The organism is Rhodobacter sp. NTK016B, from assembly GCF_017303295.1.
Taxonomy (GTDB): Bacteria; Pseudomonadota; Alphaproteobacteria; order Rhodobacterales; family Rhodobacteraceae; genus Pararhodobacter.
The window spans coordinates 73,606-89,264 of sequence record NZ_JAFKOK010000011.1 but is presented as its reverse complement, the minus strand read 5'-3'; the positions used below and the strand labels follow the sequence as shown (position 1 = coordinate 89,264).

Sequence of the window (15,659 nt, the reverse complement as noted above, 5' to 3'; positions counted from 1 at the left end):
TTATCATGAAAAATGCAAGCGTCTTGCTGCGGAGGTTTGCGCGTGACGATCTCGATCCTTGCTTTTGATGAAAAATCGGGCCGCCTTGGTGGCGCCGCCGCGACCGGGAGCCTGTGCGTCGGGGGCTGGGTGCTGCGGGGCGACGCCGAATCGGGCCTGTCCGCAAGCCAGGGATCGGCCCCTTCGACCCTGTGGGGCGACGGCGTTCTGGCGCGCATGAAGGAAGGCGCCTCGGCGCAGGACGCGGTGCGCGCGGTGACCGATCCCGATACCGGGCGGGCCGAACGACAATTGTCGGCGCTGGATCTGAACCGGGGCACGGCGCATTTCACCGGCGATAACAGCGTCCCCCATGCCAGCGCGGTGACGGCGCCGGGCGTCGTGGTGGCGGGCAACATGCTGACCGGCCCCTCGGTTCTGCAAGCCGCGCTCGACGCTTTCCTGTCCTCGCCCCTGCCCTTCTCGGAACGGCTGATGGCCGCGCTCGCGGCATCGGCGAAAGAGGGGGGCGATGTGCGCGGTTACCAATCGGCGGCGCTGCTGGTCGTCGGGCGCGACATGCCTCCCTTTACGCTGCGCATCGACCATTCCGCCGATCCGCTGGCTGCGCTGGCCGATCTTCATGCCCGGGCGACGGCGGACCCCTACCACGGCTGGTTGCGGGTCGTGCCGGTGCTCGACGATCCGTGGCGTGCGCCCAGCGACGCGGACAAGCGCAGCTTCGACAGCGCGTCTATTCCGCGATGAACCGGCGCAGGACCTTGGCTTCCTGCAACTGCATCAGCGCCTCGGCGGTCTCCATATGCGCCCGCATGATCGCGCGGGCCTCTTCGCCGCGGCCCTCTTTCAACGCCGCGATCAGATCCTTCTGATAGGCGGTACCCTTTTCGTAAAGCTCGCGGTTGGGGGGATCATAAAGCTGACGATACACCGTCAGATCGGTCAGGATCCGGGCCATGAAACTGACCACGAAAGCCAGCAGCGGATTGTTCGAGAAATTCGCCAACCGCCGGTGAAAGACCAGCGAGGCGATATGCTGTTCGCGCTCTTCCTCGGCGTCCTGTGCGGGCTCGGGATATTGCGCGACCACCGCTTCCAGCTCGGCGATCTGGGCCTCGTCCAGCTTGCCGGCAAGCGATGCGACCAGTTCCGGCTCCAGCGCCTTGCGCAGCTGATAGATATCCGCGACCGACAATTCGGTGAAATAAAAATAATTCGCCAGCAAGGCCTTGGCCCGGTCCGCCGTCACCTCGCCGATGAAACTGCCGCCCCCCGGTCCGGTTCGGGTCTCGATCAGTCCCTGCGCCTCCAGAATGCGCATCGCTTCCCGGATCGTCCCCTTGGCCATGCCGAACTGCGCAATCAGCTCGGGCTCGCTGGGCAGGCGGTCGCCCTTTTTCAGATTGCGGTCGACCACCCAGTCCTTGATCTCTTCGGCCACGCGGACAGGCCGCGAGCGACGCGGAGCCGTGCGGGACGCACGCGACGACGCTGCGGCTCGTTTCGGGGACGGCTTGGTCATGGACGCAAAATCTCGGGGCGCTGGGTCATGCGGCGCTGGGTCATGGGGCGCGGGACGGGTCGGTCCGTTTTGGGGGATATGTCGGTATCGTGCGGATTGCCCGGCACATTGCAATAGGAAAGCAAAAGACGACAAGAGCCCGCCGCGCGTTCCGACAGGCGGAAGCCTGACGCAGCGATGGATTCATCTTTTTTCGATAGCCGATGGAACAGAGTCGTTTTACGCTAGTTTCTAAATGAAATCGCAATCTTTTTCTGCGTTTGCGATGGCGCATTAACCTAAGTTAGTGCAGATTGGCTCTGCCGAAAGCCGAACATATAACAATGACTGCATCTGTCCCAGCCCCCTTGCTATCGTTCCTGAAGCAGAGCGGCGTCGCGCTGACTCTTGCCGACGCAACGGCCGAGGATTTTCCTCTGGTCTTCGTCAACGATGCGTTTTGCAAGCTGACAGGCTACGGGCCAGAAGATGTGATCGGCCAGAATTGCCGGTTCCTGCAGCCACCGGACGGCGCCGGGCCCGTGAGAGAGCGCATGCGTGCTTTCCTTGCGAACGACGACGACACGACCGAACGCTTTCTTCTTTCCAACCGCCGCAAGGACGGCACACCCTTCGTCAACGTGCTGTACATGACGAAGATTTTCCACGGAAAGACCTGTCTCTTCGTTCTGGGCTCGCAATTCGACGCGGCGCGGATCGACGGGCGCAACGACACGCTCTACGATTCCGCCCTGAGAGACGATATCCGTCAAGTGTCCATCATTGCGGGCGATACGGGGTATCTGATGTATGGAAGCATCGAATCCCTCGCGACCAGCACTGCCCTGATCGCCCAGTCCCGAGGAGCGAACCATTGACTTCGACGCCGTATCCGATGTCGCACCGCTTCCTGCTGGGCCGTGCCAGGCACCGGTTGGACGACGAAGACCAGCGCACGATCGAAGACATGATCACCGATGTCGAGCGCTTCACCTCGGCGCATTCGGTTCTGGAACGCGGCGACGTGGTCAGCCGCAGCACGCTGCTGATCGAAGGCTTCGTCGCGCGCGTCATCAAGCAGGAAGGCCGCCGCCATATCCTTGCGTTGCATGTTCCGGGCGATTTCGTCGATTTGCACGCTTTCGCGCTTAAGCGGCTGGATCATTCGATCGTGTCGATCGGGCCGGTTCTGGTCGGCTACACCCCGCATACGAAGCTGGAAGAGATCCTTGAAACCCGGCCCCGTCTGGCGCGGATGCTGTGGTTCTCGACCCTGCTGGACGCGGCGATGCACCGCGAGTGGATTCTCAAGCTCGAACATCTCAGCGCCGATGGCCGGCTGGCGCATCTGATCGCCGAGATCTGGCAGCGGCTGGATTTCGTGGGGCTTGCCGATTCAAGCGGGTTCTCTTTCCCGCTGACGCAGCAGGAACTGGCCGATTCCTGCGGCACCACGGCGATCCACATGAATCGCGTGGTGCGCAAACTGCGCGAAAGCGGTATCGCCGACATTTCGCGCGGCCGCGTCACGATCATGGACAAGGACGCGCTGATCGAACTGGGGGGCTTCGATCCGTCGTACCTGTATGGCAAGGGCGACCTGATGCTCGATTGATCGGGCACGGGCAAAACATCGTTAACTTCTGGACAAGGAAATTAATGCGGTGTTAGTATTCACTACCGCATCTGTTCCGGATTTGCCTCCTCTCTGCCATGAACGACCAACGACCTGATTTTCCGATCGTCGGCATCGGGGCCTCCGCAGGCGGCCTCGAAGCTTTGCGCGATATGCTCGAGGGGTTTTCCGGCGATGCCGCGATGGCTCTCATCGTGATTCAGCATCTCGACCCCAACCACGAATCAATGATGGCGCAGCTCATCGACCGTTACACGTCGATGCCCGTGACGCAGATCAGCGGTGGCGAGCAGGTCGAGCCCGGTCACGTCTATGTGATCCCGCCGGGGCGCAATCTGAGCATCCGCGATGGCGTGCTGGAACTGCACGATTTCGACGCGCCGCGCGGTATGCGGCGACCGATCGACGATTTCTTCGAGATCCTCGGTGTCGAGCACGCACAACGCTCGGCGGGTGTGATCCTGTCGGGCACCGGCGCCGATGGCAGCCGGGGCATCCGCGCGATTAAAGAGCATGGCGGCCTTGCCGTCGCACAGGAACCCACCGAAGCGCGCTATGACGGGATGCCGCTGGCGGCGGAAAGCACCGGGCTGGTCGATTTCGTCCGCCCCGCGCGCGAGATCCTGCCGGTGCTGAGCGACTTCTTCCGCCGCGATGCCAGGAACCCGGTGGCCGATCCGACCGCGCAAGTGGCCGATTACATCGACGATCTGTGCACCGCGCTGAATGACGCGACCGGCCATGACTTCTCCGGCTACAAGCGGCGCACCCTGTCGCGCCGCATCCAGCGCCGGATGCAGGTTCTGGGGATTGCCGAGGGCGCCGATTACGTCACCCGCGTGCGCAGCGATCCGGGCGAGTGCCAGACGCTGTTCCGCGACCTGCTGATCAACGTCACGCGCTTCTTTCGCGACACCGAATCCTTTACCACGCTGGCCGAGCGCGCCATCGACCCGCTGGTACGCGATGCCAGCGATTCCGACGAGTTGCGGATCTGGGTCGCGGGCTGTTCCAGCGGCGAGGAAGCCTATTCCATCGCCATGCTGTTTCGCGACGCGATGACACGTCACAAGCGCTATCCGGTGGTCAACATCTTCGCCAGCGACATCGACGAGCGGATGCTCGAGATCGCGCGCGAAGGCAGCTATCCGCTGGCCGCTTTGGCCGATGTGCCCGAGCCGTTCCGCACCCGTTTCACCACCGCCTCGGGCGATCATTTCAACATCGTGCCGCAGATCCGCGACATGGTCCGGTTCAGCGCGCATAGCCTTATCAAGGACCCGCCGTTTTCGCGCATCGACCTTGTGTCGTGCCGCAACCTGCTGATTTACCTTGACGAAAATCTTCAGCGTTCGGTCATGCCGCTGATGCATTACGCGCTGCGGCCTGACGGATACCTGTTCCTCGGCTCGTCAGAAACCATAGGGCGCTTCGACGATCTGTTCGACGAGGTCAATCATCGCCACCGGCTGTTCCGTCGCCGCTCGGTGCGGCTGAGCTATCCGCTGAACCTGCCTGCAGCCAGCGGCGGCGGTCGGCGCACCAAGCCGACCGGCCCGCAAAATCCCGGCGACAGCAACGGGAATGGCGGCGCTCAGGATTGGCTTGAAAGCGAAGCGCTGCAGCAGATGACGCAGCGCTACGCGCCGCCGACGCTGCTGGTCGACAGCGCGGGCGGGATCATCAACACATGGGGCCCGGTCGGACGCTATTTCGACTTCCCCTCGGAACGGGAGCGCCGCCAATACGCGCCCTCGCTGGCGAAACCGGGCCTGCGCGACGTGCTGGGGCCCCTGGTGCGCCAGACATCGGGCGACCGACGCGCGCATATCGTCAAGGACGTGACCGTGCGGGCCGATTTCGGCACGCAGGACGTTCGGGTGATCTGCGAACCGGTGCGCGACAACGCCTTGTTGATTGTCATCCGTGAAACCGGCGGCTTCCAGTCGAACGGCGAAGAAGATTACGTCGAGCTGCGCGACGGCGACAGTCAGGTTCACCTGATGGAGAATGAGCTGCGGGTGATGCGTCACCGCCTGCGCTCGACCGTCGAAGAGCTGGAGACCGCGAACGAGGAGCTCAAAAGCTCGAACGAAGAAATGATGTCGATGAACGAAGAGCTTCAATCGACAAACGAAGAGCTGACAACCGTCAATGACGAGCTGAAATCCAAGGTCGATCAGCTAACGGCGGCGAATGCGGATCTGAAGAACTTCTTCGACTCGACCCAGCTTGCGGTGATCGTGGTGGACCGGCACATGCAGATCCGCAGCTTCACCGACGCGGCAATGAGCCTGTTCCCGTTCCAGCCGGGCGACCGGGGCCGGTCGCTGGCCGATGTGACCTCGCCCCTCGGGACGACGCGCTATCTCGACCATGCGCGCAAGGTGGCCGAAACCGGCGAAACCATCGAGGACCGGATGCGCGACGAACAACGCGGCCACGACTTCGCGGTCCGGGTGATGCCTTACCGCCTGCTCGACGGCACGCAGGACGGCGCGACGCTGATCTTTACCGACATCACCGCCTCGCTGTCGCTGGAGCGCGCGCTGAAGGACGAACGCGCGCGCCTCGCGCTGGCGATCGAGGTCGCGAAGGTGGGGATCTGGTCGTACAACCCGATCACCGGCAATACCGAACTGGATGAGACCGAACGCGAGTTCTTCAACCTGAACGCTGAAGAACCCAGCGATCTGTCGAAGCTGATGGACCGCGTCTACGAGGATGACCGCGACGCGGTCACCCGCTCCCTGACCGATGCCGCCGCGAACAAGCGCAATTTCGACGAAAGCTTCCGGGTCTCGGGGCAGAACGGCGAAACGAAATGGCTGCGCGGTCTGGGACGATTCGTGCTGCGCGACGGCGATCCGCGGGTGATGGGCGTGACCTTCGACATCAGCGCCGAACACCGGATGCTGGAAGAGCGCGAACTGCACTTGGCCGAGATGAATCACCGCATCAAGAACCTGTTCGCGGTGGTGTCGGCGATGATTTCCAGCGTCGAGCGCGAAAGCGAGACAACCCGGCAATTCTCGCAGAACCTCCGCGGGCGGATCTCGGCTCTGGACCGGGCGCATGCGCTGATGCTGCGCGACAACATGCGGGCTCCGATCTCGTTGCCGCAGCTTCTGGAACGGGTTCTGGAACCCGCGCGCGGCGGGCAGGAAATCCGCATCGACGGCCCCGACACGCTGGTCCCGGTGCGCGAACTGACGCCTTTGGTGCTGATCTTGCACGAATGGAGCACCAACTCGGCCAAGTACGGCGCGCTGTCCGATCCCAAAGGCACGCTGGCGATCCGCTGGACGAATGGCGACGAGCGCTTCCAGATAACCTGGGAGGAAAGCGTCGACTCCTTCGAGGACAGCGGCACCGGGTCGGGCTTTGGCTCGCGTCTGGTGCAGGCCTCGGTCATGCAATTGGGGGCCGAGCTTGAACGCGACGTGGCCGACGGCATGCTGCGGCTGGGGCTGAGCATGCCCGCCTTCGTGCCGCCCGAAGAAGAACCCGCCGACGAGGAATGACCCGCACGCCGGACGCGCGGGTCATTCGGAAAGCGACGGATCACACGCCGGTCAGGAAGACGGATTTCGCATTGACGAATTCCTTCATGCCGAAACCGCCATGCTCGCGGCCATAGCCTGAATCCTTGACCCCACCGAAGGGCATGTTGGGCTTGGCGACGTTGTAGCCGTTGACCGAAACCATGCCGGTATCGAAATGCTCGCAGGCCAGCTTGCGCGCGCGGGCCACGTCTTTCGAAAAGATCCCGCCGCCAAGGCCATAGCGGCTGTCATTGGCGATGCGCATCGCGTCCTCGTCATCGCGCGCGCGAATGATCGACGCGACAGGGCCGAACAATTCGTCGTCATAGGCCGGCTGCCCCGGCGCCACGTCCACCAGCACGGTCGCCGGATACCACGCACCCGCGCGATCCGGCACCTTGGCCCCGCACAGCGCCCGCGCGCCTTTGGTAAGGCTTTCTTCGACCTGTTTGTGCAGATCGTCGCGCAGTCCCGTATCCGACATCGGGCCCAGCTTGGTCGCCTTGTCCGTGGGATCGCCCGGTTCGATCTGTTGCATTGCTTTGGTGTAGGCCTCGACGAAGGCGTCGTAATTGGCCTCGGTCACGATGAAGCGCTTGGCGTTCACGCAGGTCTGGCCGTTGTTATAGATCCGGCCCGCCACGCAGGTCTTCACCGCAAGTTCGAGATCAGCATCGTCGAGCACCACATAGGCGTCGTTCGATCCCAGTTCGAGCACGGTCTTCTTCAGCGCCGCACCAGCCTTTTCCGCCACGACCTTGCCCGCCTTGTCCGAGCCCGTCAGCGTCACGCCCCGCACATGCGGATTGGCGATGATCGCGTCAGACGTATCGTGGTCGATCAGCAGCACGGTGAACAGGTTCTTGGGCAGGCCCGCGCGTTCGAAGATATCGCGCAGCATCAGGCCAGAACCCGTGCAGCTGGACGCGTGTTTTAGCAGCACACCGTTCCCGGCCATCAGGTTGGCGATGGCATACCGCATTGCCTGATACGCGGGGAAATTCCACGGCTGAATGCCATATATAACCCCGACCGGGGCATAGGTTATGACGCCGGTGCCGTTGTCGATCTTGCGTTCTTCATCGGCCAGAACCTTTGGCCCGTTTTCGGCGGTGAAATCGCAGATCGCGGCGCAGAGGTCGATTTCCTGACGGCTGTCCTTCAACAGCTTGCCGACCTCGTCGGTCATTAGTGTCGCCAGATCGTCCTTCACATCGCGCAGCTCCTTGCCGATGGCGCGGATGACCTCGGCGCGTTCTTTCAGCGGGCGGTGGCGCCAGTCCAGAAAGGCCTTGTGACAGGCTTCGACCGCGTCGGCGGCCTCGGCGGCAGTCATCCGGGTATAACTTTGCAGCGTCTCGCCGGTGGCCGGATTCACGGTGGTGATTGTGTCGGACATGATATCTTCCCTTATTCGGACTCAGGGAAGACAACGCGCGGCGCGCGCCGAAAGGTCCGGCGCGCGCCCTCAAGCCTGCGCGAGGTTACTTCTCGGGTATCAGCCCGCGTGGCGCGAATCGAAGCACCAGCAGCAGGATCAGACCCATCGTCAGCAGCCGCATATGCGCCGCGCCGTCGATCAGATGAAGCCTGATGGCCGAATCCTCGGGCATGGTCGCGGTCAGGTTGGTGATCAGCCACAGGCCGATCGGTTCGACCTCGATCCACAGGAACCAGACAAGGAAACCGCCCAGAACCGCGCCCCAGTTGTTGCCCGACCCGCCGACGATCACCATCACCCAGATCAGGAAGGTAAAGCGCAGCGGCTGATAGGTGCCGGGCGTGAGCAGCCCGTCCAGCGTGGTCAGCATCGCGCCGGCGATCCCGCAGACGGCCGAGCCCAGAATGAACACCTGAAGATGGCGCTTGGTGACGTTCTTGCCCATCGCGCGCGCGGCGGTCTCGTTATCGCGGATGGCGCGCATCATCCGTCCCCAGGGCGAATTCCACGCCCGTTCGGACAGCCACATGATCAGCGCCAGCACGACGATGAAGATCACCGCATAGCACGCTTTCACGAAGAGCGACGACGCTTCGACGGGATCAAGCCCCAGCCGGTCGGCCCAGATCAGGAACTCGGCGCTTTGCTGCAGGTCCACCTCGTAGGGGACCGGGCGCGGCAGGCCGTTCACGTTCTTCACGCCGCGCGACAGCCAGTCCTCGTTCTTCAGGATGGCGATGATGGTCTCGGCGATACCCAGCGTGGCGATGGCAAGATAGTCCGACCGCAGGCCAAGGCTGATCTTGCCGATCACCCAGGCCGCGCCAGCGGCAAGCAGACCGCCCACCGCCCAGCTGAGCACGATGGGCAGGCCCATGCCGCCCAGATAGCCCTCGGCTGCGGTGTTGACGCCTTCGATCGCATCGACCGCCGGGTCCAGCACGGCGCGGTAAACGAAGAAGCCCACGACGATGGTGATCGTCAGCGCCACCGCCCGGCCGATGCCCTTGGCCATCGTGCGGTAGACCAGCACCGACGCCAGGATCACCACCGCGCCCAGCGCCAGAGCGGCCAGCACGCGCAGGCCCCCCGCCGACCACGCGGCGGGAACAGGCGGCATCGAGGTCAGCACGGCGGCCAGCCCGCCCAGAGCGACGAAGCCCATCGTGCCGACAGAGAACAACCCGGCATAGCCCCACTGGATATTCACGCCCAGCGCCATGATCGCCGAGATCAGGCACATATTGAACAGGCCCATGGCCACCGACCAGCTTTGCAGCCAGCCGACCCCCACAAGCAGAACAGCCATGATCGCGAAATAGGATGCGTGTCTCAGGCTCATATCGATTGCCCCCTGAACAGGCCCGTCGGGCGGAACAGCAGCACCAGAACCAGCAGCACGAAGGACACGGCGAATTTGTAGTCGGTGGACAGAAGCTGCGCGAGCCCCGAGGGTTCAAGGTTTTCCGGCAGCAGGTATTGCAGGAACTTGCGGAACGCATAGGTCACGCCGACTTCACTGAGCGCGATGACATAGGCGCCGGCGACCGCACCAAGCGGGTTCCCCAGCCCCCCGAGGATCGCCGAGGCGAACATCGGCAGCAGAAGCTGGAAATAGGTGAACGGCTTGAAGCTCTTGTCCAGACCGTAAAGCGTGCCCGCGACGGTCACCAGCACCGCCACGATCAGCCATGTCACGGTGACCACGCGCTCGGGATTGATCCCCGACAACAGCGCGAGATCCTCGTTATCCGAAAAGGCGCGCATCGACTTGCCGCTGCGGGTGCGGTTGAGGAACCAGAACAGCGCGGCAACCACGACCAGCGTCACGACGATGGTGATCAGCTGCGACACGCGAAGGCCGATGCCCTCGTCGAGGCCCGTGAACTCCCGGAACTCGCGCACCGTGAACAGGAAACGCGCGCCGTCGGCGAAATGCTGATCGTCGGGGCCGATGATCAGGCGGACAAGGCCATTGAGCACGAACATCACGCCCAGCGACGCCATCACCACCACGATCGGCGCGGCGCGAACCTTTCGGTAGAATCGATAGACCGCGCGGTCGGTGCCCAGAAGCAGTAGCGCGGTGATCGCGATCCCGAAGGGCAGCGCCAGCAGCGCGGTGGGCAACGGGTCGATGGAAACGCCCATCCCCTGCAGCCACCATGTGACAAGAATCACGGCCATCGTGGCGAAAGCCATCACATCGCCATGGGCGAAATGCGAGAATCGCAGGATGCCGTAGATCAGCGTGATGCCCAGCGCGCCCAGCGCAAGCTGGCTGCCATAGGACACGGCCGGCAGCAGCACGAAGTTGGACAACAGGACAATGGCGTTCAGCGCATCCATGTCGGGACCTTTCGGATCTGCGCGTCGCGTGCGAAGCGGTAGCGTGTTTCGATCATCGCGATACTCATTGCGGCGAGCAGTGCAGCCATTCCAGCCGCGCTTGGGTGAAATCTCCGGTTTCGGGCGTGACGGTCAGCACGCCGCCACCGTCGCCGGTGATCCGCATCTGATAGATCATGCTCTCGTGGCGCCACGCGGTGCTGCGCAGATCGCCGTCGTAAACCGGCGCATAGAGATGCCCGTCCATCATCACCTCGATCCCGCCGCCGAGAAAGGCCAGCCCGAAATCGGTGCCTCCCTCGGTGCAGGCGGTGCCGGGCGCGCAGCTTTGCATCGTGCTGCAATCGAAAGCGTCGCGCTGGCCTTCGGCAAGAGCGGGCGCGGCGATCAGAGCGGACATGGCAGCCAGAAGAAGCGGCAAAAGAATACGCATCCCTCAGCCCCCCAGGAACGAACGCCGGACCTCGGGGTCGGCCAGAAGGGCCTGCCCGGTGTCGGTGTAGCGGTTCGCGCCCTGCACAAGCACATAGCCCTTATGGGCAATCGCCAGCGCCTGCCGGGCATTCTGTTCGACCATCAGGATAGAAATCCCCGTGCGGGCGATCTCGATGATGCGGTCGAAGAGCTCGTCCATGACGATGGGCGACACCCCGGCGGTCGGCTCGTCGAGCATCAGCACCGAGGGTTTCGTCATCAGCGCGCGGCCCACGGCCACCTGCTGACGCTGACCGCCCGACAATTCGCCCGCCGCCTGACGGCGCTTTTCCTTCAGGATCGGAAACAGATGATAGACCTGCTCCATCGTCGTGCGGATATCGTCGTGGCGGATAAAGGCCCCCATTTCGAGGTTCTCCTCGACGCTCATCGACGGGAAGATGTTGCGCGTCTGCGGCACGAAGCCCATGCCCATGCCGACGCGCGCCTGCGGTGTCAGCCCGGTGATGTCCTTGCCGTCCAGCCGCACCTGCCCTTCGCGCAGGTTCAGCATGCCGAACACGGCTTTCATCGCGGTGGATTTGCCCGCGCCGTTGGGGCCGACGATCACTGCGATCTCGCCCTTGTTCACGGCGATGGTGCAATTGTGCAGGATGTCGGCGCCGCCATAGCCGCCGGTCATGCCCTCGCCGATCAGAACGGCGTCGGGATTGGGGGTCACGGGATGTTCAGACATGGCCGCCCTCCGCCGTCACCTTGTTCTTCAGGCCGGTGCCCAGATAGGCCTCGATCACCTGCTCGTTGGCCTTGATCTCGTCCAGACTGCCTTGCGCCAGAACCTTGCCCTCGGCCATGCAGATAACCGGGTCGCAGATGCGACCGATGAAATCCATGTCGTGCTCGATCACCACGAAGGTATAGCCGCGCTCCTTGTTCAGGCGCACGATGGCGTCGGCGATCGTGTTCAGAAGCGTGCGGTTCACGCCTGCGCCGACCTCGTCGAGAAACACGATCCGGGCGTCGGTCATCATCGTGCGGCCCAGCTCGAGAAGCTTTTTCTGCCCGCCCGAGATCTGCCCGGCCTTTTCATCGGCGATATGGTCGATAGTAAGGAATTCCAGCACCTCGTTGGCGCGGCGGCGGATTTCCTCGTCCTCGTGCCGGACCCGGGCGCGCTGGAACCACGCCGACATCAGGCCCTCGCCCGCTTGGCGCGGCGGAACCATCATCAGGTTTTCACGCACCGTCATCGAGTGGAATTCATGCGCGATCTGGAAGGTCCGCAGAAGACCCTTGTGAAACAGCTCGTGCGGCTCAAGGCCGGTAATGTCCTCGCCCGCCATGAAGACATGGCCCGAGGTGGGTTTGAGAACCCCGGCGATGACGTTGAACAGCGTGGTCTTGCCCGCGCCGTTGGGACCGATCAGGCCGGTGATCGACCCTTCGGAAATATTCAGGCTGGCACCGTCGACGGCATGGAAGCCCCCGAAGTGCTTGTGCAGGTTCTCAACGCGGATCATGCGATACCCTGTGCGAATGGGCAGCCCGGAATGGCCGGGCTGCCCGAAAAAGTCGCCAGGTGGCGATCAGCGATACTGCGTCGTTTCGAGAGCACCGCCCTCGACGACCACTTCCCGATACGAACCGGCGCTTTCGCCCGGGCCGATCAGCGTGACGGCGGTCGCGCCGACGTAATCGACCTCACCGCCCTCGGCGATGATTTCAAGCGCACGGCCCAGCTGACCCGGATAGATCTCTTCGCCCGGCTCGTTGGCCACCGACATGATGTGCTCGGCGTAATCGGCCGGTGCGGTCGATCCGGCCGCAGCCATCGCAAGGATCATCAGCGCGGCGGCGTCATACGACTCGCCGGCATAGGCCGAGGTCGCATCGAAATCGGCAGCGGCAGCCAGATCGGCGAATTGCGACGCACCCGGGCTGTCGGTGCCCGGCAGCGCACCATACGAGCCGTCGATTTCGTCGCCGAAGGTTTCGGTCAGCGAGTCGCCGATCATGCCGTCGGGCAGATAGAAGGTCTCGAACGCACCGAGATCCAGCGCCGAACGGATGATGCCCGCACCGCCGCCATCGACATAACCCACGACGACCAGCACCTCACCACCGGCAGACGACAGCGCGCCGACTTCGGCGGTGTAGTCACCCTTGTCTTCCTCGTGCGAGGCGACCAGCGTCACGGTGCCGCCCTGCTCTTCGAACGCGGCGCGGATGCTTTCGGCCAGACCGGCGCCGTAATCGTTGTTGGTATAGGTGATGGCGACCGTCTCGACACCGTGGTCGCGCAGGACTTCGGCGGCGATTTCACCACCGCGCGCATCCGAGGGCGAGGTGCGGAAGAACAGGCCGTCATCCTCGGCGGTCGACAGCGCCGGCGAGGTGGCCGAGGGCGAGATCATCGCCATGCCGTTCGGGCGGGCGACGTTCTGCAGGATAGCGCCCGTGACGCCCGAGCAATCGGCACCGATGATGCCCGCCACGCCGTCCGAGGTCACCAGACGTTCGGCACCGGCAACAGCCGCGCCCGAATCGATGCAGGTCGAGTCCGCGCGCACCGGCATCAGCGTGCCCAGAGCGAAGTTGCCCGACTCGTTGGCTTCGGCCAGCGCCAGTTCGGCGGCGTCGGCCATCGCCGGGGTGATGGTTTCGAGCGGACCGGTGAAGCCCAGAACGATGCCGATCGGCACGTCTTCGGCCTGCGCGGCGCCAGCGGCGAAACCGGCGAGAGCCGTGGTCAGAAGAAGCTTTTTCATTGGATATCCTTCCCTGTGGATCTTGATATGCGGGCGGCTTCGGAGCCCCTGAGATGCAATCGGCCACGCCGTCCCGTTCCGCCCTGCCGCGTCTTTCGCGCGGTCGGCGCAAGGGTTTCGTGTCGTGCGAACCGATCTTTTCTGTCCCAAGGCCCTCCCGTGCCTAGCCAAACCCGGTCATGTGGCGCGTTGCCATGCCTGACTTTACCCACCGCGACGCGATCAGCAACAGCATTCGCTTCGGGCATGCCGAAAACACCAGCGCTGCCCGTCGCTTGCCGCAACGGAAGCCCCGGCGTTGAACTTGCAACCCGGCCATGCGTTGAAACCCGGCCCGTTTCGGCCCAAAAGACGCCAAACGCTATCGGAGCCCCCATGACCCCGCGCTGTTACGCCATCGGCGACATTCACGGCCAGCTCGACAAGCTGCACGCCGCCCATGCCCGCATCATGGCCGACCGCGCCCGCACCGGAGATGCCGAAGCGCCGGTGATCCATCTGGGCGATCTGGTCGACCGGGGCCCGGATTCGCGCGGCGTGATCGACCACCTGCTCAAGGGCCAGTTTGCCGGTCAGCCCTGGGTGGTGCTGAAGGGCAATCATGACCGGATGTTCGGCTACCACCTCGAAGGACAGCGTGACCCGGCGCTGCGGGCGGGGCTGACCTATCTCGATCCGCGCATCGGCGGGCGCAAGACGCTGGAAAGCTACGATATTGACCCCGAGCTTCCCGCGCCCCGCATCGCCGCCGCCGTACCCGAGGCCCATCGCGACTTCATCGCCTCGCTGCCTTGCTATCACCAGACGGGCGAGCTGCTCTTCGTCCATGCCGGCATCCGGCCCGGTGTCGCGCTCGACGATCAGACCGAAAACGACCTCGTCTGGATCCGCGCGCCGTTCCTCGATTTCACCGGCGCGCATCCATGGCTGGTGATCCACGGCCACACCACCTGCAAGACGCCCGAACACCACGGCAACCGCGTCGATATCGACACCGGCGCGGGCTATGACGGCCCACTTACGGCGATTGTCGTCGAAGGCCGCGAGATCTTCGTGCTGACCGACGAGGGCCGTGTTCCCCTGCGGCCCGACGCGGGTTAACCCCGGCTTCACTTCTGCGCGGTATCCCGGAGACGGGTGAAAGCAAGAGGTGGTGGTATGAGCCGGCAGAACGATGCCGCGCCCATCATTATCAAACGGAAGAAAGTGATCGCCGGCGGCGGTCATCACGGGGGCGCCTGGAAGGTGGCCTATGCCGACTTCGTGACTGCGATGATGGCATTCTTTCTGATGATGTGGCTGTTGGGCGCAACAACGGAATCGCAACGGCGCGGCCTTGCGGATTACTTCAACCCGTCGGTTCCGGTGCACCGCATCGCCTCGGGCGGGGAAGGCATGTTCGGCGGCACAGATATCGAAACATCGGATCAAAGCGCACCGGCCACGCCCGATGACAGCGAAACCGAAACCGGGATCGACACGCAGGCCGAAACCGAAAGCCTTGAGGATCTGCAACAGCGCCTGACCGGGATGGGCGGCGAAAGCGCCATTCTGAGCGAAGCGCTGCGCCATGTCGTGACCCGGTTGACCGATGAAGGGCTGGTGATCGAGATCTTCGATCTGCCCGACGCGCCGCTCTTCGTGCCCGAAACCGACCAACCGACGCCGGTGACCCGGCGCATCATCGAGATCATCGCGCAAATGTTCCCGATGGTGATCAACCCCCTCGCGATCGAAGCGCATACCCGCGCGTACCCGATAGTCCAGGCCAACGATCCCGGCTGGACCCTGTCGGGCGCGCGCGCCGACCGCGTGCGCCGGATGCTCGACGAGGCAGGCTACGACCCCGCGCGGATTTCGCGGGTGACCGGCCATGCCGACCGCCGGCCCGCCGATCCGAACCCGATGGCGGTGCGCAACAACCGGCTGGAGCTGATCCTGCTGCGGCGCCAGTAAGTCCTTGGCAGCACGTCCTTGGCGATGA

At 63.9% G+C, this 15,659-nt stretch carries 14 protein-coding genes; 6 read left to right on the top strand and 8 right to left on the bottom strand.

The genetic code is table 11. The features are described 5' to 3' along the window. Nucleotides 1–42: 42 nt before the first annotated feature. Nucleotides 43–747, top strand: a complete 705-nt coding sequence (locus JI664_RS15270) for a DUF1028 domain-containing protein (RefSeq protein WP_207014627.1) — start codon at nucleotides 43–45, stop codon at nucleotides 745–747. On the opposite strand, the gene JI664_RS15265 is transcribed toward JI664_RS15270, so the two are convergent. Beyond that, nucleotides 734–1,522 carry a FadR/GntR family transcriptional regulator gene (locus JI664_RS15265; RefSeq protein ID WP_207014626.1) on the bottom strand — a complete coding sequence of 263 codons (789 nt, stop codon included), beginning with the start codon at nucleotides 1,520–1,522 and terminating at the stop codon, nucleotides 734–736. The two genes, JI664_RS15270 and JI664_RS15265, sit on opposite strands and share 14 nt — an antisense overlap. Nucleotides 1,523–1,845: 323 nt before the next feature. Here JI664_RS15265 and JI664_RS15260 point away from each other — a divergent pair, with 323 nt between their 5' ends. The 3 genes from JI664_RS15260 to JI664_RS15250 all read left to right on the top strand — a co-directional run bounded on the left by JI664_RS15260 (nucleotide 1,846) and on the right by JI664_RS15250 (nucleotide 6,661). Continuing rightward, nucleotides 1,846–2,379: a PAS domain-containing protein gene (locus JI664_RS15260; protein ID WP_207014625.1), complete on the top strand. Its 534-nt coding sequence runs from the start codon at nucleotides 1,846–1,848 to the stop codon at nucleotides 2,377–2,379. Continuing rightward, nucleotides 2,376–3,116 (top strand): Crp/Fnr family transcriptional regulator, encoded by a 741-nt coding sequence (locus tag JI664_RS15255; protein ID WP_207014624.1) that lies wholly within the window; start codon nucleotides 2,376–2,378, stop codon nucleotides 3,114–3,116. Before JI664_RS15260 ends, JI664_RS15255 begins: the two co-directional genes overlap by 4 nt. Nucleotides 3,117–3,214: 98 nt before the next feature. Beyond that, a complete protein-coding gene (locus tag JI664_RS15250; protein ID WP_286174119.1) occupies nucleotides 3,215–6,661 on the top strand; it encodes a CheR family methyltransferase in 3,447 nt (1,148 codons plus the stop codon). 40 nt (nucleotides 6,662–6,701) lie between these two features. Here JI664_RS15250 and JI664_RS15245 read toward each other — a convergent pair whose 3' ends face one another. From JI664_RS15245 to JI664_RS15215, 7 genes are all read right to left on the bottom strand, one after another. Further along, nucleotides 6,702–8,081, bottom strand: a complete 1,380-nt coding sequence (locus JI664_RS15245; protein WP_207014622.1) for an NAD-dependent succinate-semialdehyde dehydrogenase — start codon at nucleotides 8,079–8,081, stop codon at nucleotides 6,702–6,704. Nucleotides 8,082–8,166: 85 nt separating this feature from the next. Continuing rightward, the gene (locus JI664_RS15240; RefSeq protein WP_207014621.1) at nucleotides 8,167–9,465 is read right to left on the bottom strand and encodes a branched-chain amino acid ABC transporter permease; all 1,299 of its coding nucleotides are present in this window, start codon (nucleotides 9,463–9,465) and stop codon (nucleotides 8,167–8,169) included. Then, the gene (locus JI664_RS15235; RefSeq protein ID WP_207014620.1) at nucleotides 9,462–10,472 is read right to left on the bottom strand and encodes a branched-chain amino acid ABC transporter permease; all 1,011 of its coding nucleotides are present in this window, start codon (nucleotides 10,470–10,472) and stop codon (nucleotides 9,462–9,464) included. Before JI664_RS15235 ends, JI664_RS15240 begins: the two co-directional genes overlap by 4 nt. 64 nt (nucleotides 10,473–10,536) lie before the next feature. Further along, on the bottom strand, nucleotides 10,537–10,905 hold the full coding sequence (locus JI664_RS15230; protein WP_207014619.1) for a hypothetical protein: 369 nt from the start codon (nucleotides 10,903–10,905) through the stop codon (nucleotides 10,537–10,539). 3 nt (nucleotides 10,906–10,908) lie between these two features. After that, a complete protein-coding gene (locus JI664_RS15225; protein ID WP_207014618.1) occupies nucleotides 10,909–11,643 on the bottom strand; it encodes an ABC transporter ATP-binding protein in 735 nt (244 codons plus the stop codon). Further along, nucleotides 11,636–12,427: an ABC transporter ATP-binding protein gene (locus JI664_RS15220; RefSeq protein WP_207014617.1), complete on the bottom strand. Its 792-nt coding sequence runs from the start codon at nucleotides 12,425–12,427 to the stop codon at nucleotides 11,636–11,638. The genes JI664_RS15225 and JI664_RS15220 overlap by 8 nt, the downstream gene beginning before the upstream one ends. Before the next feature lie 66 nt (nucleotides 12,428–12,493). Continuing rightward, the gene (locus JI664_RS15215; RefSeq protein WP_207014616.1) at nucleotides 12,494–13,675 is read right to left on the bottom strand and encodes an ABC transporter substrate-binding protein; all 1,182 of its coding nucleotides are present in this window, start codon (nucleotides 13,673–13,675) and stop codon (nucleotides 12,494–12,496) included. Between the two features lie 375 nt (nucleotides 13,676–14,050). Here JI664_RS15215 and JI664_RS15210 point away from each other — a divergent pair, with 375 nt between their 5' ends. Continuing rightward, entirely contained in the window at nucleotides 14,051–14,776 is a 726-nt protein-coding gene (locus JI664_RS15210; RefSeq protein ID WP_207014615.1) for a metallophosphoesterase family protein, read from the top strand. A gap of 57 nt (nucleotides 14,777–14,833) precedes the next feature. Further along, nucleotides 14,834–15,631, top strand: a complete 798-nt coding sequence (locus JI664_RS15205) for a flagellar motor protein MotB (protein WP_207014614.1) — start codon at nucleotides 14,834–14,836, stop codon at nucleotides 15,629–15,631. Nucleotides 15,632–15,659: the final 28 nt, after the last annotated feature.